This window comes from Piscinibacter gummiphilus (genome assembly GCF_002116905.1).
Classification (GTDB): domain Bacteria; phylum Pseudomonadota; class Gammaproteobacteria; order Burkholderiales; family Burkholderiaceae_C; genus Rhizobacter; species Rhizobacter gummiphilus.
Genome location: NZ_CP015118.1, coordinates 3,765,189 through 3,789,569 on the forward strand (window position 1 = coordinate 3,765,189; position 24,381 = coordinate 3,789,569).

Sequence of the window (24,381 nt, forward strand, 5' to 3'; positions counted from 1 at the left end):
ATCGGGGGCCGGCGGCCACGTTGGCCGCCAGCATGCCGCTTGCCGCGGTCAGTTCACCGCTTCGAGCAGCACCACGCCGGCGCTGCCCACGTCGACGCTGGCCTTGCCGCCGGAGACGGAGGCGAGGGCGCCTGTGTACGCGTCACGCACCTGCTGGCCGTCGGCGAAGACGCCGCTGACCGTGATGGCCGCGCGGCCACCGGCACCGATCGCCACGACCACCTTGTCGGCATCCTTCACGCGCGAGAACGTGAAGGGCGCGTCGGCGAGCTTCGTGTGCGACCCCGCGCCCACGGCGACGTGGTTGTTGCGGAACTGGCCGAGCTTCTTCGCATGGGCGAGCAGCGCGGTGTTCGTGCTGCTCCAGTTCATGTCGCCGCGCCAGGCGTGGTCGCCGGTCCAGTTGCCCATCAGCGGACGCGCGCTCTCGTCGCCGTAGAAGAGCTGCACGCCGCCCGGGGCCAGCAGCAGGCTCGTGAGGCCGGTCTGCAGGTTGTTTCGGTCGAACAGGCCCTTGTCGTGGCTCGAGATGTACGACAGCACGTTGAACGGGATGCTGTTGTTGGCGTTCACCGTGGCGAGTTCGGTGTACGTGGCGTTGAGGCTGCCCACGTTGCCGGCCGCGCCCTGGAAGTTGAAGTTGATGATCGAGTCGAAGCCGTTGTCGAAGTAGGCGGAGCGGCCCACGCCGTGACCCCACACCTCGCCGGTCATCCAGAACGACTTGTCGCCGGACAGCACCGCGGCCTTGGCCGGGTTCTGCGCGATCCAGGCCGCACGGGCCTTCACGGCCTCGGCCTTCAGGTCCTTCAGCACGTTCATGTCCACGTGCTTGGCGGTGTCGACGCGGAAGCCGTCGATGCCGAACTCGCTCACGTAGTCGGTCAGCCACTTGATGATGTGGTTGGCCGGCGAGCGCGCCTTGCCGTTGGACGCGAACCAGGCGTCGAGCTTCTGCTGCTCTGCGGCCATGCGGCCTTCGCGGTTCCACTTCACCGACAGGATGGACGGGATGCCCACGCTGTTCGCGACCTCGGTCTTGATGTCCGGCAGGAAGCCCACGCAGCCCTTGAGGCCGTCGGTGCCTTCGCACTGGTCATAGCCCGCGACGTTGTTCAGACGCACCCAGTCGCGCGTCCAGAACGTGTTCGCCCAGTTGCTGCTCGTGTAGTCGATGAACCGGCCGATGTCGTTGTTCCAGTCGGTCAGCACGTCGGCCGACTTGTACGCCGTGGATTCCCAGCCGCTGTTGAGCTTGCCGTAGCCGTACTCGGCCATGTCCTTGATGGTCTCGTAGCCGGTGTGGTTGACGACGATGTCCATCACGACGCGGATGCCCTGGGCGTGTGCGGTGTCGACCAGTTCCTGCAGGTCGGCGCGCGTGCCCATGTTCTTGTCGATCGCGGTCCAGTCGAGCGTGTAGTAGCCGTGGTAGCCGTAGTGCTTGGCCCCGTTGCCGCCGAACACGAACCCGTGGATCTGCTCGTACGGCGCGGTGATCCACAGCGCGTTGACGCCCAGGTCCTTGAAGTAGTTCGCCTTCAGCTTCGCGGTGATGCCCTTCAGGTCGCCGCCGTGGAAGCCGCTCGGCATCTGCGTGAGGTCGTTGCCGAAGGAGACGCAGGCCTGGTTCGACTCGCGGCAGTAGCTGCGGTCGTTCGACGTGTCGCCGTTGGCGAAGCGGTCGTTCAGCAGGAAGTAGACCGTGGCGTTGTCCCACGAGAAGACGGTCGACGAGACGGTCACCTCACCGGTCTTGATCGGCGGGCTGGCGGCCGCGCCGGACGTCAGGGGCACCGTGTTGCGTGCCACCACCGAGTAGTTGTAGACGGTGTTGGGTGCGCCGGTGGTGTCGACGTAGCTGTTGGTGGCCGACGTGAAGGTCACCGTGCCACTGGTGCCGCCGGTGCGGGTGATGATGTACGAGAAGGTGCTCTTGTCCTCCGTCGACGCGGTCCACGTCAGGCTGACCGTGGTGCCGTTGACGGTGCCCACCAGGTTCGCGGGGTCGGTCGGCGGCGTGGTGTCGGGCTCGCCGCACGGGCTCGCCGCGTTGCCGGTCACGACGCCGTTGACCACGGTGGTGGTACCGGTGCCGAGCGCGTAGTTGCGGCCGCTGTTGTTGTCCCAGGTGGAGCCGTTGTTGAACGTGACGGCGAGGCCCGTGGCCTGGCCGAGCGACACCGTCTTCTTGCGCCAGCCCGTGCAGGCCGTGTCCATCGCGATGCCCGGCGGCGTGGTCCACGCGGCGCCGTTCGGGGCGTAGTGGATGTTGACGGTGGTCCACGACGTGTTCGGCTTGTAGAAGATCGTCGCGGTCTGTTCCGGCAGCACGACGCACGGGTCGCCCGCGTTCGCGGTGAGCACGCCGTTCTTCACACGGTGCACGCCCGCCGGCACGGTGTAGTTGCCGCCGCCGTTCGGGTTGTCCCAGGCGGAACCGTTGCCGTTGTTGAACACGGTCTGGAAGCTCGACCCGCCGAAGTCGAGCGTCTTCTTCGTCCAGTCCTTGCACGCGGCGTCCATCGGCACGCCGGGCACGGCGGTCCAGGTGCCGCTCGCGTTGTGGTGGATGTTCGGGCTGGTCCAGCCCTTGTACGGGGTGTAGTAGTACACGGTCGCGGTGGCCGCGAGGACCCCCGGTGCGGCGCCGGCGATCAGCAGGCCGGCCAGCGCGTGAAAGCGCCACTGTTTCATTGCGAACTCCCTTGCAGGCGCAGCCCGTCCTCGCGGTGATGCACCTCTCTGGTTGGCGAGCGCGAGCGGGTGCCTGTCCTGGCGCCTGGACGTCGCGGATCCTCGAGCGCCACGCCGTGAAGAACTGCACGGCCGGGGGGCTCGACGGAGCGCATTCTGAATTGATTCAGAATCGGTGGATGCCTGGGAGTTTCCCGGGGTGCGCTCGTGACGTATCGTCACGTGATCGCCATCGACGAGACCCGCATGTCCGAACACTTCACCTGGCTCAACGAACCCGCCCACTGGGCGTTCGAGGGCGGCCGGCTCACCGTCACCACCGGCCGCGACACCGATTTCTGGCAGGACACCTGGTACGGCTTCCAGCACGCCAACGGGCACTTCTTCGGCACGCCGGTTTCCGGCGACTTCACGTTCCAGGTGAAGGTGGAAGGTGCGTTCGACACGCTCTACGACCAGGCCGGCGTGATGCTCCACGCGGACGACCGGCACTGGCTGAAGGCCGGCATCGAGTTCAGCGACGACCAGCCGGCCATCGGCAGCGTGCTGACCGCGGGCCGCTCCGACTGGGCCACCGGCGCCTTCCAGGGCGACCCGCGCCGCTTCTGGATGCGCCTCACGCGCCGCGGCGACGCGCTGCGCCTGCAGTACTCGGCCGACGGGCGCACGTGGCCGCTGCTGCGGCTCGCGGCCATCGACACCGCCCTGCCCTGGCACGTGGGCGTGATGTGCTGTTCACCGACCCGCGCGGGGCTGTCGGTGACGTTCAGCGAGATGACGCTGTCCCCGCCGAACGGCAAGGACCTGCACGACCTGAGCTGATCAGGCCGCGGCCGGCGTGCGCTTGCGCAGCTTCGACACGACCGTGACCACGGCCACGACGATGCCGCCCGCCACCACGCCGACCGCCGCGTTCGCGAGCGCCTCGACGAGCCAGCCCACCGAACCGCCCGCCGCCTCCACGACGTGCTGGACCGCATGGTGCAGCGCCGGCACGCCGTGCACGAGGATGCCGCCGCCCACGAGGAACATCGCGGCGGTGCCGGCCACGGACAGGAACTTCATCAGCCAGGGCGCCGCGGCGAGGATGGCGCGGCCGACGGCCTGCGTGGCCGCGCCCGCGCGCTTCGTCATGTAGAGGCCCAGGTCGTCGAGCTTCACGATGCCGCCCACGAGGCCGTACACACCGATGGTCATGACGGCCGCGATGCCGGACACCACCACCACCTGCGTCATGAAGGGCTGCGACGACACGGTGCCGAGCGTGATGGCGACGATCTCGGCGGAGAGGATGAAGTCGGTGCGCACGGCGCCCTTGATCTTCTCCTTCTCGAACGCGACGAGGTCGACCGAGGGATCGTTCAGCGCGGTGGTGAGTTCGTCGTGGTGCGCGTCGTCCTCGTGTTTCGAATGCAGGAACTTGTGCGCGAGCTTCTCGAAGCCCTCGAAGCAGAGGAACGCGCCGCCCACCATCAGCAGCGGCACCACGGCCCACGGGATGAAGGCGCTGATGGCCAGCGCCGCGGGCACGAGGATGACCTTGTTCAGCACGGAGCCCTTGAACACGGCCCACACCACCGGCAGCTCGCGGTCGGCGGTGACACCCGTGACCTGCTGCGCGTTGAGCGCGAGGTCGTCGCCCAGCACGCCCGCGGTCTTCTTCGCCGCCACCTTGCTCAGCACCGCGACGTCGTCGAGGACGGTGGTGATGTCGTCGAGAAGGGCTAGCAGGTTGGCTCCGGCCATGGCGAAAGGTCCTCCGTGAATGTGGTTGTGGCCCGCATCGTAGCGGAAGCCACCCCCATGCCCCGGACTCACGCCACCGAAAGGAACTCCACCCAGTTGCCGTCCGGGTCGGCCACGATGCCGATCTGGACGCCCGGACGCAGCTCGCGCGCCTTGACCACGACCTTGTGGCCGGCGGCCTCCACCTTCGCCAGCACGTCGGCGAGGTTGTCGATGGTGATGGTCCAGTAACGGTAGCCCGTGGCGCCCTGGATGCCGCCCTTCGGGGCCACGTCGGGCGTGCTGTCGGCCACCACCAGCTTGACCATGCTGTCGCCGCACATCAGCTGGTGCATCACGCCGGCGCCGCCGGGCATGGGCATCTCGCGCAGGTAGGCGAGGCCGATCACGTCGCGGTAGAACGCCAGCATCGCCGGGCCGTTGGTGGTGACGATGCCGAGGTCGATGGCCTGTTTCTTCAGTTGCACGCCCATGTCGGTTCCAGGTGGGAGAGTGGGAAGGTGCCCACCCTAGCAGAGCCCCCGGTCAGGCGCTGTCGCCAAAGCGCACCGTGGCGCGCAGGCCACCGAGCGGCGACTCGGCGAGGTCCACCACCGCCCCGTGCCGCCGCGCCACGCTCGCGACGATGGCCAGGCCCAGGCCGCTGCCGCCCTCGTCGCCGCCGCCGTTCTGGCGGCGGTAGAAGCGGTCGAACACGCGGCTGCGTTCCGCGGGCGGGATGCCCGGGCCGTTGTCGTCGACCTGCAGCACGGGGACACCCCCTTCGCTGGCGACCCGCGCCACCACGTGCGCCCCCGGCGGCGCGTACCGCAGCGCGTTGTCGACGAGGTTGCGCGCGAGCACGCCCAGGGCCGTGCGGTCGCCCGTCATCGGCACCGGGTCGTCGGCCAGCAGCTCCAGTTCCGAGCCGCGGGCCAGCGCGAACGGCACGGTGTCGACCAGGGCCTCGCGCACCACCTCGGCGAGGTCCAGCCGCACCGGCGGCGCCGCGGCGGCACCCGGTTCGCTGCGGGCCAGCGTGAGCAGCTGGCCGACCAGGCGCGTCGACCGCTCGATGCCCTCGCCCAGCGCGGCGATGGCCGCCGCGCGGCTCGCCTCGTCGGGCGCGCGCTGCAGCAGGCGCAGCTGCAATGTGAGCGCCGTGAGCGGCGAGCGCAGTTCGTGCGCGGCGTCGGCCACGAACGCCCGCTGCGTGTCGAAGGATTCGCCCAGTCGCACGAGCAGCCCGTTCATCGCGGAGACGAGCGGTTCCACCTCCACCGGCAGGCCCTCGGTGGGCAGCGGCGACAGGCCGTGCCCGTCGCGCTCGCGCACGCCCGCCACCACGCGGTTCAACGGCAGGAGCGAGCGCGACACCACCCACGCGCCGAACAGCGCGAGCACCGGCGCCACGAACAGCAGCGGCAGCACGCTGCGCAGCGCCGCGCCCGCGGCGAGGCGCTTGCGGATCACGACCGGCTGCGCCACCTGGATGACCCGGTCGCGCGTGGCCGTGCTGAAGGTGCGCCAGACCTGGTTGCCCACCTTCACCTCGGCCAGGCCGATCAGCGCGCGCGACGGCAGCTCGGGGTGGTCGCGGGTCGCGTAGATGGTGCGGCCGTCGACGCTCCAGATCTGCACCACGAAGTCGAGCTGGCCGTCGGCCAGCGCCTGCGCCTGGCTGGGCGCGATCTCGCCCTGGTCGCGCAGGGAGAGCGCCATCTGGCGCAGCTGGTAGTCGAACAGGGCCTCGGTCTCGATCAGCACGTTGCGGTACGTGAAGCCGCCCAGCACCGCGGCCGCCGCCACGAGGATGGCGACGAGCGCGAGCACGAGCCGCCAGCGCAGCGAATTCATCATGCCCTGGACCCCGGCGCCGGGCCCACGAAGTAGCCCACGCCGCGCATGTTCCCGATGAAGTCGGCGCCGAGCTTGCGGCGCAGCTGGTGCACGTAGACGGACACCGCGTTGCTCTCGATCTCCTCGCCCCAGCCGTACAGCCGATCTTCCAGCTGCGCGCGCGACAGCAGCGCGCCGGGGCGCAGCATCAGCGCCTCCAGCACCGCGAACTCACGCGCGGACAGCAGCACCGGCACGCCGTCGCGGGTCACCTGGCGCGTGGCCGGGTCCAGCGTCACGCCCCCGTGGGACAGCACCGGCTGGGCGCGTCCGCCATGGCGGCGCAGCACCGCCCGCAGCCGCGCACACAGTTCGTCGAGCTCGAAGGGCTTGACGAGGTAGTCGTCGGCGCCGGCGTCGAGGCCCTTCACGCGGTCGCCCAGCGCGTCGCGGGCCGTCAGCACGATGACGGGCGTGGGGTCTTCGCGCGAGCGCAGCTCCCGCAGCACGGCCAGCCCGCCCTCCTCCGCCGTGCCGCCGGCGCCGGTGCCCGGTGGCAGCCCGAGGTCGAGCAGCACGCCGTCGAACCGTTCGGTGGCCAGCGTGGCGCGGGCGGAGGCCACGTCGCGCACCCAGTCGACGGCATAGCCTTCGAGGCGCAGCGCGCCGCGCAGGCTCTCGCCGATCATCCGGTCGTCTTCCACCAGCAGCAGGCGCATCGGGGCCGTCGGGGTTGTTTCAGTCTGAAAAGCATACCGCGCCCGGCCCCGCCCGTTGTATCGTGGCGAGCCGTGCCGTTGTGCGCCACCCGCCATGACCCTGATGCCCCAAGCCCTGCGCAACACCCTGCTGTCGTTCCGGGATGTCCTGGCCACCGCCGGCCCTTTCATCCTGATCACCGTGGTGCTGCTGGCCATCGCCTACTGGGTGCTCGACCCCACGCCGCCCCGCAAGGTGGTGCTCGCCACGGGCGTCGAGCAAGGCGCCTACGCCGAGTTCGGCCGCCGCTACGCCGAGATCCTCAAGACCCACGGCATCACGGTGGAGCTGCGCAACACCCAGGGCGCCGCCGAGAACCTGCAGCTGCTGCGCGACCCCGACTCGGGCGTCGACCTCGCGTTCGTGCAGGGCGGCGCCGATGCCGAACGCCCCGGCGAGGCGCCCGAGGAAGACCTGGTGTCCCTCGGCAGCCTGTTCTACGAGCCGCTGTGGGTGTTCTACCGGGAAGACTCCGCGCAGCGCCTCATCAAGGCGCCGCTGGTCAACGGCCTGTCGCAGCTCCACGGCTGGAAGATCAACTTCGGCGCGCCGGGCAGCGGCGTGCCGAACCTGATGGCGCGCCTGATCGATGCCAACCGCATCGACCCGGCGGCACTGACTCAGATGAAGATGACGCAGACCCCGGCCGTGGTCGCGTTGCTGGAAGGCCAGATCGACGCCGTCGCCCTCGCCTCGGCCCCCGAGTCGGTGATGGTGCAGATGCTGCTGCAGACCCCCGGCATCAAGCTGCTGGACGTGGCCCAGGCCGACGCCTACTCCCGCCGCTTCTCGTTCCTGACCCCCGTGATGCTGCCGCGCGGCGTGGTCGACCTCGCGTCCGACCTGCCGTCCACCGACGTGCACCTGATCGCCCCTACCGCGTCGCTGGTGGCCCGCGAGAGCACCCACCCGGCGCTGATCCAGCTGTTCCTGCAGGCCGCGCAGAAGGTGCATGGCGGCGCGGGCTGGTTCCAGCGCAAGGGCGACTTCCCGAACGCGCGCGGCGACGAACGGCCGCTCGCCGCCGAGGCCCAGCGCTACTACCGCAACGGGCCGCCGTACCTGCAGCGCTACCTGCCGTTCTGGCTCGGCAACCTGATCGACCGCATGTGGGTGGCGCTGGCGTCCATCATCGTGATCCTGATCCCCCTGTCGCGCGTGATCCCGCCGCTCTACGAGTTCCGCATCCGCTCGCGCGTGTTCCGGTGGTACGGCCAGCTGCGCGCCGTCGAGAACGCGATGGGCCGCCGTCCGGGCGACGAACTCAGCCGCGAGCTCGACGACATCGAGCACAAGGTCGAGCGCGTGAGCGTGCCGCTCAGCTACGCCGACGAGCTGTACGCGCTGCGCAGCCACATCGACATGGTGCGCCGCAAGCTCTCCGGAGCATCCGCCCCCGCCGAGGGGTGAACCGCCGAGCCTAGAATTTGCCCATGGACCAACGCACCTCCCCCATCCGGCTCCGCCTCCAGCGCGTGCGCGACACCCTCAACTCGCTCGAGGTGGCCGCGGTGCTGGTGCCGTCGAGCGACCCGCACCTGTCCGAGTACCTGCCGGAGCGCTGGCAAGGCCGGCAATGGCTGTCCGGCTTCACCGGGTCGATGGCCACGCTCGTGGTCACCACCGACCGCGCCGCGCTGTTCGCCGACAGCCGCTACTGGGTGCAGGCCGAGGCCGAACTGGCGGGCACGGGCATCGACCTCGTGCGCATCCCCACCGGCGCGGCCGTTCACCACATCGACTGGATCGTCGCCAACGTGCCGCGCGGCGCCTCGCTCGCGGTGGACGGCAACGTGCTGGGCCTCGCGGCGGCGCAGGCGCTGCACGCCGGCGTCGACAAGGCGGGCATCTCGCTGCGCACCGACATCGACGTGTTCGACACCGCCTGGCCCGACCGCCCCGCCCTGCCCGACGCGCCGGTCTACCAGCACGTCGCGCCCCACGCCCCGCTCGCCCGCGCCGAGAAGCTGCGCCTCGTGCGCGAGGCCATGGCGGCCCACGGGGCGGCGCACCACTTCGTCTCGACGGTGGACGACATCGCCTGGCTGCTCAACCTGCGCGGCTCGGACGTTTCGTACAACCCGGTGTTCCTCGCCCACCTGCTGGTGCACCCCGAACTCGCCACGCTGTTCGTCGCCGACGGCAAGGTGCCGGCCGACGTGGTCGCGGCCCTCGAAGCCGACGGCGTCGCGGTCAAGCCGTACGACGCGGCCGGCCCGGCGCTGGCCTCGCTGCCCGCCGGCGCCACGCTGCTGGTCGACCCGCGGCGCGTGACCCTCGGCCTGCGCGAACACGTGGGCGGGTCCACCGCGGTCATCGAGGCCATCAATCCCAGCACCCTCTTCAAGAGCCGCAAGAGCGCCGAAGAAGCCGCCCACGTGCGCGAGGCCATGGCGCAGGACGGCGCCGCGATGTGCGAGTTCTACGCGTGGTTCGAGAAGGCGCTGGCCGACACGAAGCGCACCGAACCCCTCACCGAGATCACCGTCGACGAACACCTCACGGCGGCGCGTGCGCGCCGGCCCGGCTTCGTGGGCCTGAGCTTCCCCACCATCGCCGGCTTCAACTCGAACGGCGCGATGCCGCACTACCGCGCCACGGCCGCGTCGCACGCCACCATCACGGGCAACGGCCTGCTGCTGATCGACTCCGGCGGCCAGTACGTGGGCGGCACCACCGACATCACGCGCGTGTGGCCCATCGGCACGGTGTCGGCCGAACAGAAGCGCGACTACACCCTGGTGCTCAAGGGCACGATGGCGCTCAGCCGCACGCGCTTCCCGCGCGGCACGCTGTCGCCCATGCTCGACGCCATCGCGCGCGCGCCGCTGTGGGAACAAGGCCTCGACTACGGCCACGGCACCGGCCACGGCGTGGGCTACTTCCTCAACGTGCACGAAGGGCCGCAGAGCATCTCGAAGGCCGTGCCCGAGCCGCACATGGCCATGGTGCCCGGCATGATCACCAGCATCGAGCCGGGGCTGTACCGGCCGGGCCAGTGGGGCATTCGCATCGAGAACCTGGTGCTGAACGTGGCCGCGCCCGGCCTGCCCGTGGAGTTCGCCGAGTTCCTCGAGTTCGAGACGCTCACGCTGTGCCCCATCGACACCCGCTGCATCGACCGTTCGCTGCTGCGCGCCGACGAGGTGGACTGGCTGAACCGCTACCACGCCACCGTGCGCGAGCGGCTGTCGCCGCTGGTGACCGGCGAGGCGCTCGCGTGGCTCGTGGAACGCACCGCGCCCCTCTGAACGTCAGGACTTGAGACTGTACCAGGTGCCACCGACGTTGATGCCGGTGCCCGAATGGAAAAACAGCTTGCGGGTGGTCTTGCCGTTGTCGATCTGGAACTCGATGGTCCAGCCGTCCAGCCGATAGTTGCCCGCATAGTCCGAGCCGTCGTTGCGCGTCTGCGTGGAGCCGCTGGACACCGTGCCGCCGGGGCCCGTCTGGGACCCCGAGCCGGAACTCCAGCTGCCCTGCTTGCTGCTGCCCCGGCTGCTGCCGCCGGTGTAGCCGTTGCCGGCCTGCACGGTGCCCGTGCCCTGGATGCCGTAGCTCGACTCCTCGTAGCGGCCGTCGCCGCGGAAGAAGATCGTCCACTGGTTGGCCGACCCGCCCAACCCGCCCCGGTTGGCGAACTTCGAGTGCACGTAGGCCTTCGAGAGCCGCTCGTCGCGCCGGGCCGGCGTGCCGAGCGTCGCCTGAGACAGCCGGCGCCACGAGTCCTTCTCGCTGCCGCGCAGCTCGTAGGCGCCGTTCCGGTACCGCCATTGCTGCCAGCGGCCGGGCTGCAGCTTGCGTGACGCGGCCACGTCGAAGTCCTCCGGCGGCAGCCACACGTCCGAGTAGGCGGTGCCGTCCTTCAGCAACAGGTACAGCGTCTCGTGGTACTGCAGGCCGCTGATCTCGTAGACCTGGCGCCAATCGTTCAGCACCCCTTCCACCTCGTCGGACCGCAAGCCCTTGCCGGGCGCGGTGCGGATGGCTTCCGCGATGGCGTTGCGCGCCTCGGCGCGGGCCTTCGCCTCCAGGTCCTTCTTCGAGGGCTCGGGCGGCGCGGGCTTGCCGCCCGCCGACGCCTTCCAGGCCTGGGTCTGCGCCTGCATCACCGCCGAGAAGCCGTCCTTGTGCGGCCGCAGCGCCGCCTCGTCGCCCTGCAGTGCCATGCGCATCAGGTGGGCCTGTCCGCCGCGCACCGGCAATTGCACGAAGGTCACGTCGAGCACGCCGTTCGAGCCGCTGCAGCGCTGGGTCACGGCACCGTTCTCCTGCTGCGGGGCGCGGCACTGCAGGGCCTCCGGCGGCATCGCGCGGGCCTTCGCCTGCTCGAACGCGGCGGACGTGGTGGCGTTGCCCACACCCACCGTCACGGCGAACAGGCTGAACTGCATGCCCGCCGGCAGCTGCGCCGGGCTGTAAAGAATGCCGCCGTCCACCTCGCGCGAGGTCCAACCCTCCGGCAAGGATTGCGCGACGGCGAGTGAGGCACCGCAGGCCAGGACCACGCAGGCGGCCCGCATCGGGAACAAGGTCATCTCGAACGCTCCATCGAAGGAGCGTCGAGGCTACACAAGGCCCCTGTCCGGTTCCACCCTCCGCGGGCTTGCAAGTTAGGGATGGCGCCTTGAAGGGTCGGCCGTCACCACCTAGGCTGCTTGCGATGAAACACCCCCACTTCGCACTCGCCCTGCTGCTGCCACTGCCGGCCGCCGCCCTCACGTTCAGCGGCACCTTCAACGGGGTGATGGCGAACGCGCAGTGGATCCCGACCAACCCGGCCACGCCCTACAGCCCCGAGGACTTCATCGGTGCCCCGGTGACCGGCGGCTTCGACGTCGACATCCCCGACGCCTGGCTCGCGATCCACCCCTTCGACACCTACGTGCCCATCGCCGAGGGCCACGCCTCGTTCAACGCCACCGTGCGCGGCCTCGACTTCTCGTACACCGCGGGCCTGCTGATGCCCGGGTCCACCGGCACGCAGCTCACCTTCTGGACCGACTACCGGCCCCGCTTCGAGGGCGGCATCCTGGAGTTCCAGTCGGACGCCGGATCACTGGTGACCGGCACGACACCCGCATCGCTGCGCGTCGACGGCACCACGGTCAGCGGCATGAGCCTCGGCTTCGCCGACCAGCACGTGTCGCTCTCCTTCCACGTGGACATCACGTCGTTCCGCTTCGACCCGGTGGCCGCGCCCGTGCCGGAGCCGCCGCTGGCCGTGCTGATGGCGCTGGGCGTGCTGGGGCTGGGCCTTCACCACAGGCGGTGGCTGCGCACCGCCTCGCGCAAGGTGCCGATCTGCACGGCCACCGTGTCGTCGATCACCCGGCCGTAGCCGCCCCCCATCGTCAGCACCGTGGGAATGCGCCGCTCGCGCGTCGCCGCGAACACGCGGCGGTCGCGTTCGGCCATGCCCGCGGTGGTGAGCTTCAGGCGCCCGAGGCGGTCGCCCTCGTGGGCATCGGCCCCGGCGAGGTAGATCACGAGGCCCGGAAGCCTGGTCTCGTGACGGTGCCACAGTTGCGCGAGTGCGCCCTCGAGGGCCTCGAGGTACGGGTCGTCGGTGCAGCCGTCGGGCAGCGGCACGTCGAGGTCGCCCGGTTCCTTGCGGAACGGGAAGTTGTGTTCGCCGTGCAGCGACAGCGTGAACACCGTGGGGTCGTCTCGGAAGATGGCGGCCGTGCCGTTGCCCTGGTGCACGTCGAGGTCGATCACCGCGACACGCAGCAGCTGCCGGTGGTGCCGGTGCCATTCGGCCTGCATCAGGCGCGAGGCCACCGCGATGTCGTTGAAGACGCAGAAGCCCCCACCCTTCGACGCGCTCGCGTGGTGGGTGCCGCCCGCGAGGTTGGCCGCCACGCCCTGCGTCAGCGCCACGCGGGCCGCCGCGATGGTGGCCCCGACGGAACGGCGCGAGCGCTCCACCATCTCGGGCGACCATGGGAAACCGATCTCGCGCTGGCGCGCGTCGTCGAGCCGGCCCTCGGCCACGTCGGTCACGTAGTCGGGCGTGTGGGCCAGCGCCAGTTCACCGTCGGTGGCCGCGGGCGCCACCTCCAGTTCGATGCCGGGCACCTCGGCGACCACCCGTTCGCGCAGGCGGCGGTACTTCTCCTGGGGAAAGCGGTGGCCCGGGGGCAGCGGAAGGCGGAACTGATCGGTGTGGAAAGCCAGCATCGCCCCATTCTCTGCCAACGCGCCACAATGGAGCCACCATGAAACGCCAACTGGACGCCCTCGCGAAACACGGGCTGGCCGCGGGCGACGCCGTCCGCCCGCAGCGGGCCGACTGGACCATCGACCAGGGGTGGGCCGACTACACCGCGGCCGACCACACCACCTGGCGCACGCTCTTCGAGCGCCAGCGCCGGCTGCTGCCGGGCCGCGCCTGCGACGAATTCCTGCAGGGCATGCGCGACCTGCCCATCGCCGCCGACCGCATCCCCGACTTCCTCGAACTCAGCGACGTGCTCAAGGGCCGCACCGGCTGGCAGGTGGTGGCCGTGCCGGGCCTCGTGCCCGACGAGGTGTTCTTCGACCACCTCGCGAACCGGCGTTTCCCCGCCGGCAACTTCATCCGCCGCCCCGACCAGCTCGACTACCTGGAAGAGCCCGACGTCTTCCACGACGTGTTCGGCCACGTGCCGATGCTGGTGAACCCGGTCATCGCCGACTACCTGCAGGCCTACGGCGAAGGGGGCCTGCGCGCGCAGCGCCTGGGCACCCTCGCGCAGCTGGCCCGCGTGTACTGGTACACCATCGAGTTCGGCCTGCTGCGCCAGGCCGACGGGCTGCGGCTGTACGGCGCGGGCATCGCCTCGTCGTTCAGCGAAACCACCTTCTCGCTCGACGACCCGTCGCCGAACCGCGTGCGCTTCGACCTCGAACGCGTCATGCGCACGCAGTACCGCATCGACGACTTCCAGGAAACCTACTTCGTGATCGACGGGTTCGAGCAGCTGCTGGAACTCGCCCGCATCGACTTCGGCCCGCTGTACGACCACGTGCGCGGCCAGCCCGAGTTCGCCCCCGGCGACGTGCTGCCGGACGACACCGTGCTCCACCGCGGCACCGGCCGCCACCACCAGCCAGGCTGACCATGGACCTCGCCACCTTCGGATTTTTCATCCCCGCCTGCTTCGCACTCAACATGGCGCCGGGCCCGAACAACCTGCTGTCGCTCGGCAACGCCACCCGGCACGGGTTCGGCACCGCGTGCCTCGCCGGCGCCGGCCGCCTGCTCGCGTTCGGCGGGATGATCGCGCTGGCCTCGGCGGGCCTGGCCGCGGTGCTGCACACGTCGGAGCTGCTGTTCCATGCCATCAAGATCGCGGGGGCGCTGTACCTGTTCTGGATCTCGTGGCAGCTGTGGCGCGCGCCCGTCGACACGGCCGAATCGGCCGAACGCCCGCCCGCGAGCCTCGTGGCCCTCGCCCGCCAGGAGTTCCTCGTCGCCGCCGGCAATCCCAAGGCGATCTTGATCTTCACGGCCTTCCTGCCGCAGTTCGTGGACCCGGCGGGTGACGTCGCGGCGCAGTTCACGGTGCTGGGCGCCTCGTTCCTGCTGCTCGAAGTCGTGGCCATCGCGATCTACGCCTGGATGGGTCGCCACCTGCGCCGCTGGTTCGCGTCGCCGCGCGGCAAGCGTGTGTTCAATCGCACGAGTGCGGCGCTGCTGGGCGGCGCGGGCGTGGGGTTGCTCCTCGCCCGCCGCTGAGGGGCCCTCAATTCCGGGCGGCTTCGGCCGAAAACGGGGGTGACGCTCCGTCCGCTCCACCCCCGAAGCCCGTGATCGACCCCTCCAACTCCCTGTCCATCCTCGTGGTGGACGACCAGCCCGACGTGCGCGTCGCCATGGCCGCCCAGCTCGACGCGATGGGCCACCGCGTGTTCGAAGCCGGGGACGCCCACTGGGGCCTGGAACTCTTCCACCGCCACAAGCCCGACCTCGTGCTGCTCGACGTGATGATGCCGGGCCACGATGGCTACTGGCTCGCCCGCGAGATCCGCGCGGCGGAGGCGGGACACTGGACGCCCATCATCTTCCTGTCCGCGATGGACCAGGCGCAGGACCTCTCGCGCGGCATCGAGGCCGGTGGCGACGACTACCTCGTCAAGCCGGTCTCGGTGGTGGTGCTGGCCGCGAAGCTGCGCGCGATGATCCGGCTCAAGGGCATGCAGGCGCGGCTCATGTCGATGTCGTCGGACCTGCGCGAGGCCAACGAACGCCTGCAGCACCTGACCGAACACGACGACCTCACCGGCCTCGTCAACCGCCGCGGCTTCGACCGCCTGCTGCACGACGAGATCGGCTCGGCCCGCCGCGAGCAGGAGCCGCTGACCCTCGTGTTCTGCGACCTCGACCATTTCAAGCGCTACAACGACACGCTGGGCCACGTGGAGGGCGACCAGTGCCTGCGCCGCGTGGGCAAGCTGCTCAACGACGCGTGCCACCGCCCGCGCGACCGCGCCGCCCGCTACGGCGGCGAGGAGTTCGCGCTGATCCTGCCGAACACGCCCAAGTCGGGCGCGATGACCTTCGCACGCGCCTTGCGCCGCATGCTGTCGACCCTGGCCCTGCCCCACCCCGCCTCGCTGGTGGCGCCCTTCGTGACCCTCACGGGCGGCATCACCACCTGCGTGCCCGACGCCACCACCACCGCCGAAGGCATGGTGACCCGGGCCGACGAGGCGCTGTACGCCGCGAAGGCCCGGGGGCGTGACCGCTTCTTCAGCTTCGAGATGCAGCTGGACACGGTCGAACAGCGCGCCCTCTAAGCGTCGTCACCCTTGAACTTGCGCAGCCCCTTGAACACCAGGGGCGCGACCAGCGCGATGACCGCCAGCGCCAGCAGCAGCGCCGAACTCGGGTGCTTGAAGAACACGAGGCCGTCGCCCAGGCTGATCTGCAGCGCGCGGCGGAACTGGTTCTCCGCCATCGGCCCGAGGATCAGGCCCACGATCATCGGCGCCACGGGGTAGTCCCAGCACCGCATCAGGTAGCCCATCGCGCCGAACACCACCAGCATGACGAGCTCGACCGGCGACGGGTTCGCGGCCAGCGTGCCCATCGCGGCGAACAGCAGGATGCCCGCGTAGAGCCACGGCTGCGGCACCTTCAGCAACTGCACCCACAGGCCCACGAGCGGCAGGTTCAGCACCAGCAGCATCAGGTTGCCGATGAAGAAGCTGGCGATCAGGCCCCACACGAGGTCGGCGTTCGACACGAACAGCAGCGGTCCCGGCACAAGGCCGTACTGCTGGAAGCCGGCGAGCAGCATGGCCGCGGTGGCCGACGTGGGCAGACCCAGCGCCAGCAGCGGCACCAGCGTGCCGGTGGCGGCCGCGTTGTTCGCGGCTTCCGGTCCGGCCACGCCCTCGATGGCACCCTCGCCGAACTGGTCGGGCTTCTTCGCGAGCTTGCGTTCGAGCGTGTACGACAGCAGCGTGGGCACCTCGGCGCCCCCCGCCGGCAACGCGCCGATGGGGAAACCGAGGCCGAAGCCGCGCAGCCACGGCTTCCATGAGCGCTTCCAGTCGTCGAGGGTCATCCACAGCGAACCGCGCACGGCCTCGATGCTTTCCTGCACACCCTTGAAGCGCGACGCGGTGTGCAGCGTCTCGCCCATCGCGAAGAGGCCCACGGCGAGTGTCGTGATGGACACGCCGTCCAGCAGCGACGGCACGCCGAAGGCGAGCCGCGACTGGCCGGTGAGCTTGTCGATGCCGACCAGGCCCAGCACCAGCCCGAGCACGAGGCTCGTCATGCCGCGCAGCACCGAGGTGCCGAACGTGGCCGACACGGTGACGAAGGCCAGCACCATCAGCGCGAAGTAGTCCCACGGGCCGAACTGCACGGCCAGGTCGACGAGCCACGGCGCGAGCGCCGCGAGGCCGATGGTGGCGAGCGTGCCCGCGGCGAACGAGCCGATGGCGGCCGTGGCCAGCGCGGGCCCGCCGCGCCCGGCGCGGGCCATCTTGTGGCCCTCGATGGCGGTGGCGATGGACGCGGCCTCGCCCGGCGTGTTCAGCAGGATGGCCGTGGTGGAACTGCCGTACATGCCGCCGAAGTAGATGCCGGCGAACATGATGATCGACCCGGTGGGGTCGAGCTTGAAGGTCAGCGGCAGCAGCAGCGCCACCGTGAGCGACGGGCTGATGCCGGGCAGGATGCCCACGAGCGTGCCGAGGATGACGCCGATGCCGGCGAACAGCAGGTTGCCCGGCTGCAGCGCGACACCGAGGCCCTGGAGGAGCAGCGAGAAGATTTCCATGGGGATGCTCCCGGGATCAGCCGCCGAACAGCGCGCGTTCGAGCGGGCCGGCCGGCAGCGACAGCGTCAGCACCTGCGTGAAGAACGCGTAGACCAGCAGCGCGAGCACGAGCCCGATCAGTGGGGCCTTGATGCGCAAAGGCTGGCCGAACGCGGTGGCGGTGGCCGCGAACAGCCACGTGGCGCCGAGGATGAAGCCCCCACCGACCTGCAGCCACACGATCAGGCCGACGAGCCCCCCGAACACCCACGCGAGCGCGACGCGGTTGGCCTTTTCGCCCGGCGTGAACGGCACGCCGCGCGCCTTCCACGCGGCCACGAAGTGCCCCGCCGACAGGACGATCAGCAGCACCGACACCACGCGCATCGCCGCGGTGGGGCCCACGCCCACCGCTTGCGGCGGCGGCAGGTTCGTCGCGTCGACCAGCAGCGCCACCGCGAGCGCGAGCAGGAAGGCCCCGACGCCGGCCAGCGCGCGCCAGCCGGGGCCGGAGGACACCTCGGCGTTCACTTGACGAGCCCGATCGTGGTCAGCACGTCCTTGACCCGTGCCTGGTCGGCCTTGAGGAACGCCGCGAACTGGTCGGCGTTCAGGTACGCGTCGTCCCAGCCGCGGGCCGTGAGCACCTTGGCCCACTCGGGCGACTTGACCGCCTTCTCGACGGCGGCCGCGAACGCGGTCTTCTGGGCCGGCGTGATGCCGGGGCCCGCGACGATGCCCCGCCAGTTCACCAGTTCCACGTCCATGCCCTGCTCCTTCAGCGTGGGCACGTCCTTGCCCTGCATGCGGGCGGCGGTGGACACGCCCAGCGCGCGCAGCTTGCCGGCCTTGATCTGGCTCTCGAACTCGTTGTAGCCCGACACCCCGGCGGAGACGCGACCGCCCAGCATCTCGGCGAGCGCCTCGCCGCCGCCCGAGAACGGCACGTAGTTCAGCTTCGTGGCGTCGCCGCCCGCGGCCTTCGAGACCAGGCCCGCGAGGATGTGGTCGGCGCCGCCGGCCGAGCCGCCCGCCCACACCACCTTCGACGTGTCGGCCTTCAGCGCGGCCGCGAGGTCCTTCAGGGTCTTGTACGGCGAGCTGGCCGGCACCACCACGACGAGCGGGTCGCCGGTCAGGCGGGCGATGGGGGTCACGGCATCGAGCCCCACCGGCGCCTTGTTGGTGAGCACCGCGCCCACCATCGTGATGCCCATCACCATCAGCGTGTGGCCGTCGCCCTTCGCGGTGTTGACGAACTGGGCCAGGCCCACGGTGCCGCCGGCGCCGGGCACGTTGACCACCTGCACGTTCTTCACGGCGCCGGTGGCCGTGAGCGTCTGCTGGAGCATGCGCGAGGCGCTGTCCCAGCCGCCGCCGGGCGCGGCGGGCGCGATGATCTTCAGGTCGGTGAGCCCCTGCGCGGCGGCGGGGGTGCCCCAGGCGGCGGCGAGGGCCAGCGCGGCAGCGGTGAACGAACGTCGGGCGAGGCGGAAGTCGGTACGGGACATGGCGATCTCTTTCGAAGGTTGTGCCGTTCGTGGCGGTGGGCCATTCTGTCGGACAGCGTGAATTTTTCTCATTGCGGGAACTACGGTCCAGCCGAGAGATGCCCCGATTGCACTTTTCACATGCAAAGTGCAAAATTGCGAAAATGAACACCCCCCTGGACATCGGCGGCCGGTCTTTGCGTTTCGTGGACCTGCCGGGCCTCTTCGGCGATCGCCTCGCCGAACTCCCGGTGGTGCTGCGCCTGCTGCTCGAGAACGCCGTGCGCCACCTCGACGGCCCGGCGCGCGACGAGGCCGTCGCCGCCGTGTTCGGCTGGCTCGCCCACGGCACCAGCGAGGCCGAGATCCCGTTCCAGCCTGGCCGCGTGCTGATGCACGACACCACGAGCACCCCCGCCCTCGTCGACATCGCCGCGATGCGTGACACGCTCGCCGAAGCCGGGTCCGACCCCGAACGCCTGAACCCGCGGCTGCCCGTCGACGTGTCGGTGGACCACTCGCTCGCGGTCGAGGTCTCGGCGCGGCCCGACGCGGCCGTGATCAACATGCAGCACGAGATCCGCCGCAACGCCGAGCGCTACCGCTTCCTCCGCTGGGCCTCGAAGGCGCTCGAAGGCGTGCGCATCCATCCACCGGGCACGGGGATCATGCACACGCTGAACCTCGAGCAGCTCGCCACCGTCTTCACCACGCAGGAGCGCGATGGCGAGACGTGGGCCGTGCCCGACACGATGATCGGCACCGACAGCCACACGCCCATGGTCAACGGCCTCGGCGTGCTGGGCTGGGGCGTGGGCGGACTCGAGGCCCAGATGGTGATGTTCGGGCTGCCCACGCCGCTCCGCGTGCCCGACGTGATCGGTGTGCGCCTGTCGGGCTCGCTGCCTCCCGGCGTGCTGGCCACCGACCTCGCGCTCGTCGTGACCCAGCGGCTGCGCGCCATCGGCGTCTCGGGCGAGTTCGTCGAGTTCTTCGGTCCCGGCGTCAGCACCCTCACGGCCGGCGAACGCGCCGTGGTCGCGAACATGGCCCCCGAGTACGGCGCCACCACCGGTTTCTTCCCGGTCGACCGCCACACCGTGCGCTACCTGGTCGACACCGGCCGCACCCGCGAGCACGCCGACTTCGTCGAGGCCTGCGCCCGGCACATGGGCCTGTGGTTCGACGCGCTGGCCGAGCCCCGCTACACCCGCCGCATCGACATCCACCTCGACACGCTCGGCCTGCAGGTGGCCGGCCCGCGCCGCCCGCAGGACCTGCTGGACCACCGCCAGACGCGGGAGGCGCTGGCCGCGCTGAGGTTCACACCGCGCGTGCCGCCGGCCGGTTTGCCCCGGCACCCCGTCGCCATCGCCGCGATCACGAGCTGCACCAACACCACCGACCCGCGCCTGCTGGTGGCCGCCGGCCTGCTCGCCCGCCGCGCCCGCGCGCTCGGGCTGTCGGTGCCGGCCTGGGTCAAGACGTCGCTCGCGCCGGGCTCGCCCGCCGCCGCGTCGTACCTGCGCCGTGCGGGCCTGCTCGACGACCTCGCCGCGGTGGGCTTCGACATCGTGGGCCAGGGCTGCACCACCTGCATCGGCAACTCCGGCCCGCTGCCGGCGCCCATCCGCGAGGGCCTCGCGAACGGCAGCATCCAGCCGGTGGCCGTGCTGTCGGGCAACCGCAACTTCCCCGGCCGCGTGCACCCCGACCTGGAACTGGGTTTCCTGATGTCGCCCCCGCTCGTGGTGGCCTTCGCGCTGGCGGGGGATGCCGAGCGTGACCTCGGCGTGGAGCCCGTGGCGGGCGACGTGCGCCTGCGCGACCTGTGGCCCACCCGCGAGGAGATCGACACCCACCTGGCCCGGGCCCTCGACCGCGACGACTTCCAGCGCGACTTCGCCGAGGCCGGCCGCAACCCCTTGTGGCACGCGCTCGACGCCCCGGACGGACCGCTGTTCCCGTGGAACCCGACCTCGACCGCGCTGCGCCGACCGCCGTTCGCGGTCGCCGACGAACCCTCGCTGCTGGGCCACTACACCGCCGACCCGCTGCTCGTGGTGGGCGACGACGTCACCACCGACCACATCTCGCCCGCGAGTGCCATCCCGCCGGACAGCCGGGTCGCCGACTTCCTCGTCGAGCGGGGCGACGACCGCCACGACCTCAATGTGTTCGCGTCCCGCCGCGGCAACTGGGAGGTGATGCTGCGCGCGGCGTTCCACAGCAAGACGCTGCGCAACGCCCTCGCGCCGCACGCGCCGGTGGCCCACACGGTGCACGTGCCGAGCGGCGACGTGATGCCGCTGTGGGAGGCCGCCGCGCGCTACCGCGCCGAAGGCCGTTCCGTCGTGCTGGTGGCGGGCGAACGTTACGGCACGGGCTCGTCGCGCGACTGGGCCGCGAAAGGCCAGCGCCTGCTGGGCATCCGGGCGGTGCTGGCGCGCAGCTTCGAGCGCATCCACCGCTCGAACCTGGTCGGCATGGGGATCCTGCCCTTGCGGCTGGACGAGTCGGTGTCCGTCGAGGCGGGCGACCGCATCGAGATCGATGCCCTGCCGGAGAATTTGACCCCTCGGGCCCGCATTCCCGTGCGCATCGTCCGCGCGAGCGGCGACACTGTGCACCTCGACGCCACCGCCGCCGTCGAGACCCGCCTCGACGTGCGCCTGCTTCAGCACGGCGGGGTGATCCCGATGATCCTGCACGAAATGCTGTCCGCTCGATGAAATCGATCAACGCTCCCCTCGCCGCCCAGGTGCTCGAACTCCTCGCCAACGACCGGGTCGCGGTCGGCAGCCACCTCGCGGCCCAGAACCTGGCCGACCGGCTGGGCGTGTCGCGTTCCCCGGTGAACGATGCGCTGCGCCTGCTGCAGGCCAAGGGCCTGCTGACCCGCGAGCCGAACCGGGGCTATTTCCTCGCCCAGCCGGTGGCGCTCGAGGTCTCCCGGCTGCGCGACGAGCTGGCCCGAGACGAACCCGACGTGGTCACGCGCTCGTACTTCCAGCTGGCCGACGACCGCCTGCGCGGCGAGGTGCCCGACGCCTTCTCCGAGGTGTGGCTGAAGAACCGCTACGGCCTCACGCCCGCGCAGGTCACCGCGCTGCTCGGCCGCATGACCCAGGAGGGCTGGGTGCAGAAGAAGGCCGGCTACGGCTGGGCGTTCTCGCCCATGCTGACCACGCCCGACAGCCTGCTGCAGTCGTACCGCCTGCGCCTCGCGCTGGAGCCGGCCGCGCTGCTGGAGCCCGGCTACCGGCTCGACCCCGACCTGCTCGCCCGCTGCCGCACCGCCGAACACCACCTGCTCGACGGCGGCATCGAGACCGACACCCCCGACCAGCTGCACGATCGCGGGGTTCGTTTCCACGAATCGATCGTCGAGGGTTCGGGCAACCCGTTTTTCATCGACACCATCCGCCGCGTGAACCGCGTGCGGCGGCTGCTGTCGTACCGCTCGATGAAGGACCGGGCCCGCTACGAGCAGCACTGCCGGCAGCACCTGCACGTGCTCGACCTGATCGAGCAGCAGCGGCTGCAGGACGCAGCCGAGGCGCTGCGCGAGCACCTGGGCCACACGCTCGACAACCTCGGGCGCATCCGCAACATCCTCACGCCATGAGCCTGCTCGCCGCCTTCTGCCCCACCGGACGGCTGCGCGCCTCCATCAACCTGGGCAACCCGATCCTCGCCGGACGCGACACCGCGGGTGCACCGTGTGGCGTGTCGGTGGACCTCGCCCGTGCCCTCGCGGCCCAGCTCGGCGCCGAACTCGACCTGGTGGTGTTCGACAGCGCCGGCAAGTCGGTCGAGGCCGTCGCGAACGAACAGGCCGACGTGGGCTTCTTCGCGGTGGACCCGAAACGCGGCGAGGCCATCGCGTTCACGAAGCCCTATGTGCTGATCGAGGGCAGCTACCTCGTGCGGGAGGATTCCCCGCTGCGCGACAACGCCGAGGTGGATGCGCCGGGCCACGACGTGGTCGTGGGCCTCGGAAGTGCCTACGACCTGTACCTGACCCGCGAACTGAAGCGGGCCACGATCGTGCGCGCGCCCACGTCACCGGCGGTGGTCGACACCTTCATCTCGGGTGACCATGCCGTGGCGGCGGGCGTGCGCCAGCAGCTGGAGGCCGACGTCCGCCGCGTGGCAGGCCTGCGGCTGCTGCCCGGACGGTTCATGACGATCGGCCAGGCGATGGGACTGCCGAAGGGCCGCCCGGCCGAGGCCGCGGCGTACCTCTCGGCGTTCGTCGAGGCACGCAAGGCCGACGGCTTCGTGGCCGAGGCCCTGCGGCGGCACGGGATCGACGGAGCCTCGGTGGCCCCGCCGGCGGTCACACCAGGCGGTTGAGCGCGTCGTCCAGCTGACGCACCGTGCGATCGACGTTGCGCAGCTTCTCGAGGCCGAAGAGGCCCAGTCGGAACGTGCGGAAGTCCGGACCTTCGTCGCACTGCAGCGGCACGCCCGCGGCGGTCTGCAGGCCGAGGCCGATGAACTTCTTCGCGCTCTGGATCTCCGGGTCCGTGGTGTAGCTCACCACCACACCCGGCGCCTCGAAGCCCGACGCGGCCACCGACTTGAAGCCCTTGCGCGCGAGCAGCGCACGCACCTCGCTGCCCAGGCGCTGCTGGGCCGCGCGCAGCGTGTCGAAGCCGTCGGACTGCGTCTCGCGCATCGTGTCGCGCAGGCGCACGAGCGCGTCGGTGGGCATCGTCGTGTGGTACGCGTGGCCGCCCGATTCGTAGGTTTCCATGATCTGGAGCCACTTGCGCAGGTCGGCGGCGAAGCTCGTGCTGGTGGTGCCGTCGATGCGCTGGCGGGCCAGCTCGCTCAGCACGACCAGCGCGCAGCAGGGCGACGAGCTCCAGCCTTTCTGCGGCGCGCTGATGAGCACGTCGACGCCAGTGGCGCGCAGGTCGACCCACATGGCGCCGGAGGCGATGCAATCGAGCACGAACAGGCCACCCACCTCGTGCACCGCATCGGCCACGGCCTTCAGGTAGCCGTCGGGCAGCAGGATGCCGGACGCGGTCTCGACATGGGGCGCAAACACCACCTCGGGACGTTCGGCGCGGATGGCGGCCACCACCTCGTCGACGGGCGGCGGCGCGAACGGCGCCTGCGGACCTTCGCCCACGCGGCGCGCCTTCAGCACGATGGCTTCGGAGGGGATGTTCCCCATCTCGAAGATCTGCGTCCAGCGGTAGCTGAACCAGCCGTTGCGCACCACGAGCACCTTGCGGCCGCTGGCGAACTGGCGGGCCACGGCCTCCATGCCGAACGAACCACTGCCCGGGACCACGAGGGCCGAATGGGCGCCGTACACGGTCTTGAGCATGCTGGAGATGTCGCGCATCACCCCCTGGAAGGACTGCGACATGTGGTTGAGCGCGCGGTCGGTGTAGACCACCGAGAACTCGAGCAGTCCGTCGGGATCGATGTGGGGCAGCAGTCCGGGCATCACGGGCTCCGTGGAGAAAGAGAATCAGGGTCGGACATCCTAACGGTTCGAGGTGACACCGTCGCCCCCGGACTTGCCCACGCCGTGGTCAGGGGGGTGGCGAGCGGCGTAGAGTGGGCCGCCCACGTCGAAGAAGGAGCC

21 protein-coding genes are annotated in these 24,381 nt (G+C 70.7%); 10 read left to right on the plus strand and 11 right to left on the minus strand.

Translation table 11 applies throughout. The features are described 5' to 3' along the window. Window positions 1–48 precede the first annotated feature (48 nt). Entirely contained in the window at window positions 49–2,697 is a 2,649-nt protein-coding gene (locus tag A4W93_RS16970; protein ID WP_085751730.1) for a carbohydrate binding domain-containing protein, read from the minus strand. A 207-nt stretch (window positions 2,698–2,904) separates the two neighbouring features. On the opposite strand from A4W93_RS16970, the gene A4W93_RS16975 reads away from it, so the two are divergent. Further along, a complete protein-coding gene (locus A4W93_RS16975; protein ID WP_237357558.1) occupies window positions 2,905–3,519 on the plus strand; it encodes a DUF1349 domain-containing protein in 615 nt (204 codons plus the stop codon). Here the strand turns inward: A4W93_RS16975 and A4W93_RS16980 are convergent, their stop codons facing one another. The 4 genes from A4W93_RS16980 to A4W93_RS16995 all read right to left on the minus strand — a co-directional run bounded on the left by A4W93_RS16980 (window position 3,520) and on the right by A4W93_RS16995 (window position 6,980). Beyond that, the gene (locus A4W93_RS16980) at window positions 3,520–4,443 is read right to left on the minus strand and encodes a DUF808 domain-containing protein (protein ID WP_085751731.1); all 924 of its coding nucleotides are present in this window, start codon (window positions 4,441–4,443) and stop codon (window positions 3,520–3,522) included. 68 nt (window positions 4,444–4,511) lie between these two features. Next, window positions 4,512–4,916 (minus strand): VOC family protein, encoded by a 405-nt coding sequence (locus A4W93_RS16985; protein WP_085751732.1) that lies wholly within the window; start codon window positions 4,914–4,916, stop codon window positions 4,512–4,514. A gap of 52 nt (window positions 4,917–4,968) precedes the next feature. After that, window positions 4,969–6,282, minus strand: a complete 1,314-nt coding sequence (locus tag A4W93_RS16990; protein ID WP_237357559.1) for an ATP-binding protein — start codon at window positions 6,280–6,282, stop codon at window positions 4,969–4,971. Then, a complete protein-coding gene (locus A4W93_RS16995) occupies window positions 6,279–6,980 on the minus strand; it encodes a response regulator (RefSeq protein ID WP_085751733.1) in 702 nt (233 codons plus the stop codon). The genes A4W93_RS16990 and A4W93_RS16995 overlap by 4 nt, the downstream gene beginning before the upstream one ends. A 103-nt stretch (window positions 6,981–7,083) precedes the next feature. Here A4W93_RS16995 and A4W93_RS17000 point away from each other — a divergent pair, with 103 nt between their 5' ends. Then, a complete protein-coding gene (locus tag A4W93_RS17000) occupies window positions 7,084–8,430 on the plus strand; it encodes a TAXI family TRAP transporter solute-binding subunit (RefSeq protein WP_085754209.1) in 1,347 nt (448 codons plus the stop codon). A gap of 23 nt (window positions 8,431–8,453) precedes the next feature. Beyond that, window positions 8,454–10,271 (plus strand): aminopeptidase P family protein, encoded by a 1,818-nt coding sequence (locus A4W93_RS17005; protein WP_085751734.1) that lies wholly within the window; start codon window positions 8,454–8,456, stop codon window positions 10,269–10,271. Between the two features lie 3 nt (window positions 10,272–10,274). Here A4W93_RS17005 and A4W93_RS17010 read toward each other — a convergent pair whose 3' ends face one another. Next, the gene (locus tag A4W93_RS17010) at window positions 10,275–11,558 is read right to left on the minus strand and encodes a hypothetical protein (RefSeq protein ID WP_085751735.1); all 1,284 of its coding nucleotides are present in this window, start codon (window positions 11,556–11,558) and stop codon (window positions 10,275–10,277) included. A 125-nt stretch (window positions 11,559–11,683) separates the two neighbouring features. Here A4W93_RS17010 and A4W93_RS17015 point away from each other — a divergent pair, with 125 nt between their 5' ends. Next, window positions 11,684–12,361, plus strand: coding sequence for a hypothetical protein (locus A4W93_RS17015; RefSeq protein WP_085751736.1), 678 nt, complete (start codon window positions 11,684–11,686; stop codon window positions 12,359–12,361). On the opposite strand, the gene A4W93_RS17020 is transcribed toward A4W93_RS17015, so the two are convergent. Beyond that, complete coding sequence (locus tag A4W93_RS17020) at window positions 12,280–13,203, minus strand: histone deacetylase family protein (RefSeq protein WP_085751737.1); 924 nt, start codon at window positions 13,201–13,203, stop codon at window positions 12,280–12,282. The genes A4W93_RS17015 and A4W93_RS17020 overlap by 82 nt on opposite strands. Before the next feature lie 38 nt (window positions 13,204–13,241). On the opposite strand from A4W93_RS17020, the gene phhA reads away from it, so the two are divergent. From phhA to A4W93_RS17035, 3 genes are all read left to right on the plus strand, one after another. After that, window positions 13,242–14,123, plus strand: coding sequence for a phenylalanine 4-monooxygenase (phhA, locus tag A4W93_RS17025; RefSeq protein ID WP_085751738.1), 882 nt, complete (start codon window positions 13,242–13,244; stop codon window positions 14,121–14,123). 2 nt (window positions 14,124–14,125) lie between these two features. Beyond that, the gene (locus tag A4W93_RS17030; protein ID WP_085751739.1) at window positions 14,126–14,743 is read left to right on the plus strand and encodes a LysE family translocator; all 618 of its coding nucleotides are present in this window, start codon (window positions 14,126–14,128) and stop codon (window positions 14,741–14,743) included. Between the two features lie 71 nt (window positions 14,744–14,814). Next, the gene (locus tag A4W93_RS17035) at window positions 14,815–15,804 is read left to right on the plus strand and encodes a GGDEF domain-containing response regulator (protein ID WP_237357560.1); all 990 of its coding nucleotides are present in this window, start codon (window positions 14,815–14,817) and stop codon (window positions 15,802–15,804) included. Here the strand turns inward: A4W93_RS17035 and A4W93_RS17040 are convergent. Genes A4W93_RS17040 through A4W93_RS17050 form a run of 3 tightly spaced genes read right to left on the minus strand, consistent with a single transcriptional unit; the run spans window position 15,801 to window position 18,791 of the window. Then, window positions 15,801–17,300, minus strand: a complete 1,500-nt coding sequence (locus A4W93_RS17040; RefSeq protein ID WP_085751740.1) for a tripartite tricarboxylate transporter permease — start codon at window positions 17,298–17,300, stop codon at window positions 15,801–15,803. The two genes, A4W93_RS17035 and A4W93_RS17040, sit on opposite strands and share 4 nt — an antisense overlap. Before the next feature lie 16 nt (window positions 17,301–17,316). Further along, on the minus strand, window positions 17,317–17,799 hold the full coding sequence (locus tag A4W93_RS17045; RefSeq protein ID WP_157782181.1) for a tripartite tricarboxylate transporter TctB family protein: 483 nt from the start codon (window positions 17,797–17,799) through the stop codon (window positions 17,317–17,319). Window positions 17,800–17,807: 8 nt separating this feature from the next. Further along, window positions 17,808–18,791, minus strand: a complete 984-nt coding sequence (locus tag A4W93_RS17050; protein WP_085751742.1) for a Bug family tripartite tricarboxylate transporter substrate binding protein — start codon at window positions 18,789–18,791, stop codon at window positions 17,808–17,810. A gap of 143 nt (window positions 18,792–18,934) precedes the next feature. On the opposite strand from A4W93_RS17050, the gene acnA reads away from it, so the two are divergent. The 3 genes from acnA to A4W93_RS17065 are packed head-to-tail and all read left to right on the plus strand — an operon-like array spanning window position 18,935 to window position 23,129. Beyond that, a complete protein-coding gene (gene acnA, locus A4W93_RS17055) occupies window positions 18,935–21,502 on the plus strand; it encodes an aconitate hydratase AcnA (protein ID WP_085751743.1) in 2,568 nt (855 codons plus the stop codon). Then, window positions 21,499–22,398, plus strand: a complete 900-nt coding sequence (locus A4W93_RS17060) for a GntR family transcriptional regulator (protein WP_085751744.1) — start codon at window positions 21,499–21,501, stop codon at window positions 22,396–22,398. The genes acnA and A4W93_RS17060 overlap by 4 nt, the downstream gene beginning before the upstream one ends. After that, window positions 22,395–23,129 (plus strand): ABC transporter substrate-binding protein, encoded by a 735-nt coding sequence (locus tag A4W93_RS17065; protein WP_085751745.1) that lies wholly within the window; start codon window positions 22,395–22,397, stop codon window positions 23,127–23,129. Before A4W93_RS17060 ends, A4W93_RS17065 begins: the two co-directional genes overlap by 4 nt. On the opposite strand, the gene A4W93_RS17070 is transcribed toward A4W93_RS17065, so the two are convergent. Next, a complete protein-coding gene (locus A4W93_RS17070) occupies window positions 23,113–24,240 on the minus strand; it encodes a pyridoxal-phosphate-dependent aminotransferase family protein (protein WP_085751746.1) in 1,128 nt (375 codons plus the stop codon). The two genes, A4W93_RS17065 and A4W93_RS17070, sit on opposite strands and share 17 nt — an antisense overlap. Window positions 24,241–24,381 lie beyond the last annotated feature (141 nt).

Excerpts from the sequence above, each read along its gene's own strand:
- A4W93_RS16970 (WP_085751730.1), bottom strand. The coding sequence starts at position 2,697 with ATGAAACAGTGGCGCTTTCACGCGCTGGCCGGCCTGCTGATCGCCGGC.
- phhA (WP_085751738.1), top strand. The coding sequence starts at position 13,242 with ATGAAACGCCAACTGGACGCCCTCGCGAAACACGGGCTGGCCGCGGGC.
- A4W93_RS17065 (WP_085751745.1), top strand. The coding sequence starts at position 22,395 with ATGAGCCTGCTCGCCGCCTTCTGCCCCACCGGACGGCTGCGCGCCTCC.
- A4W93_RS17000 (WP_085754209.1), top strand. The coding sequence starts at position 7,084 with ATGCCCCAAGCCCTGCGCAACACCCTGCTGTCGTTCCGGGATGTCCTG.
- A4W93_RS17010 (WP_085751735.1), bottom strand. The coding sequence starts at position 11,558 with ATGACCTTGTTCCCGATGCGGGCCGCCTGCGTGGTCCTGGCCTGCGGT.
- A4W93_RS17040 (WP_085751740.1), bottom strand. The coding sequence starts at position 17,300 with ATGGAAATCTTCTCGCTGCTCCTCCAGGGCCTCGGTGTCGCGCTGCAG.
- A4W93_RS16985 (WP_085751732.1), bottom strand. The coding sequence starts at position 4,916 with ATGGGCGTGCAACTGAAGAAACAGGCCATCGACCTCGGCATCGTCACC.
- acnA (WP_085751743.1), top strand. The coding sequence starts at position 18,935 with ATGAACACCCCCCTGGACATCGGCGGCCGGTCTTTGCGTTTCGTGGAC.
- A4W93_RS17005 (WP_085751734.1), top strand. The coding sequence starts at position 8,454 with ATGGACCAACGCACCTCCCCCATCCGGCTCCGCCTCCAGCGCGTGCGC.
- A4W93_RS17050 (WP_085751742.1), bottom strand. The coding sequence starts at position 18,791 with ATGTCCCGTACCGACTTCCGCCTCGCCCGACGTTCGTTCACCGCTGCC.
- A4W93_RS16990 (WP_237357559.1), bottom strand. The coding sequence starts at position 6,282 with ATGATGAATTCGCTGCGCTGGCGGCTCGTGCTCGCGCTCGTCGCCATC.
- A4W93_RS16980 (WP_085751731.1), bottom strand. The coding sequence starts at position 4,443 with ATGGCCGGAGCCAACCTGCTAGCCCTTCTCGACGACATCACCACCGTC.
- A4W93_RS17060 (WP_085751744.1), top strand. The coding sequence starts at position 21,499 with ATGAAATCGATCAACGCTCCCCTCGCCGCCCAGGTGCTCGAACTCCTC.
- A4W93_RS17030 (WP_085751739.1), top strand. The coding sequence starts at position 14,126 with ATGGACCTCGCCACCTTCGGATTTTTCATCCCCGCCTGCTTCGCACTC.
- A4W93_RS17015 (WP_085751736.1), top strand. The coding sequence starts at position 11,684 with ATGAAACACCCCCACTTCGCACTCGCCCTGCTGCTGCCACTGCCGGCC.
- A4W93_RS17070 (WP_085751746.1), bottom strand. The coding sequence starts at position 24,240 with ATGCCCGGACTGCTGCCCCACATCGATCCCGACGGACTGCTCGAGTTC.
- A4W93_RS17020 (WP_085751737.1), bottom strand. The coding sequence starts at position 13,203 with ATGCTGGCTTTCCACACCGATCAGTTCCGCCTTCCGCTGCCCCCGGGC.
- A4W93_RS16995 (WP_085751733.1), bottom strand. The coding sequence starts at position 6,980 with ATGCGCCTGCTGCTGGTGGAAGACGACCGGATGATCGGCGAGAGCCTG.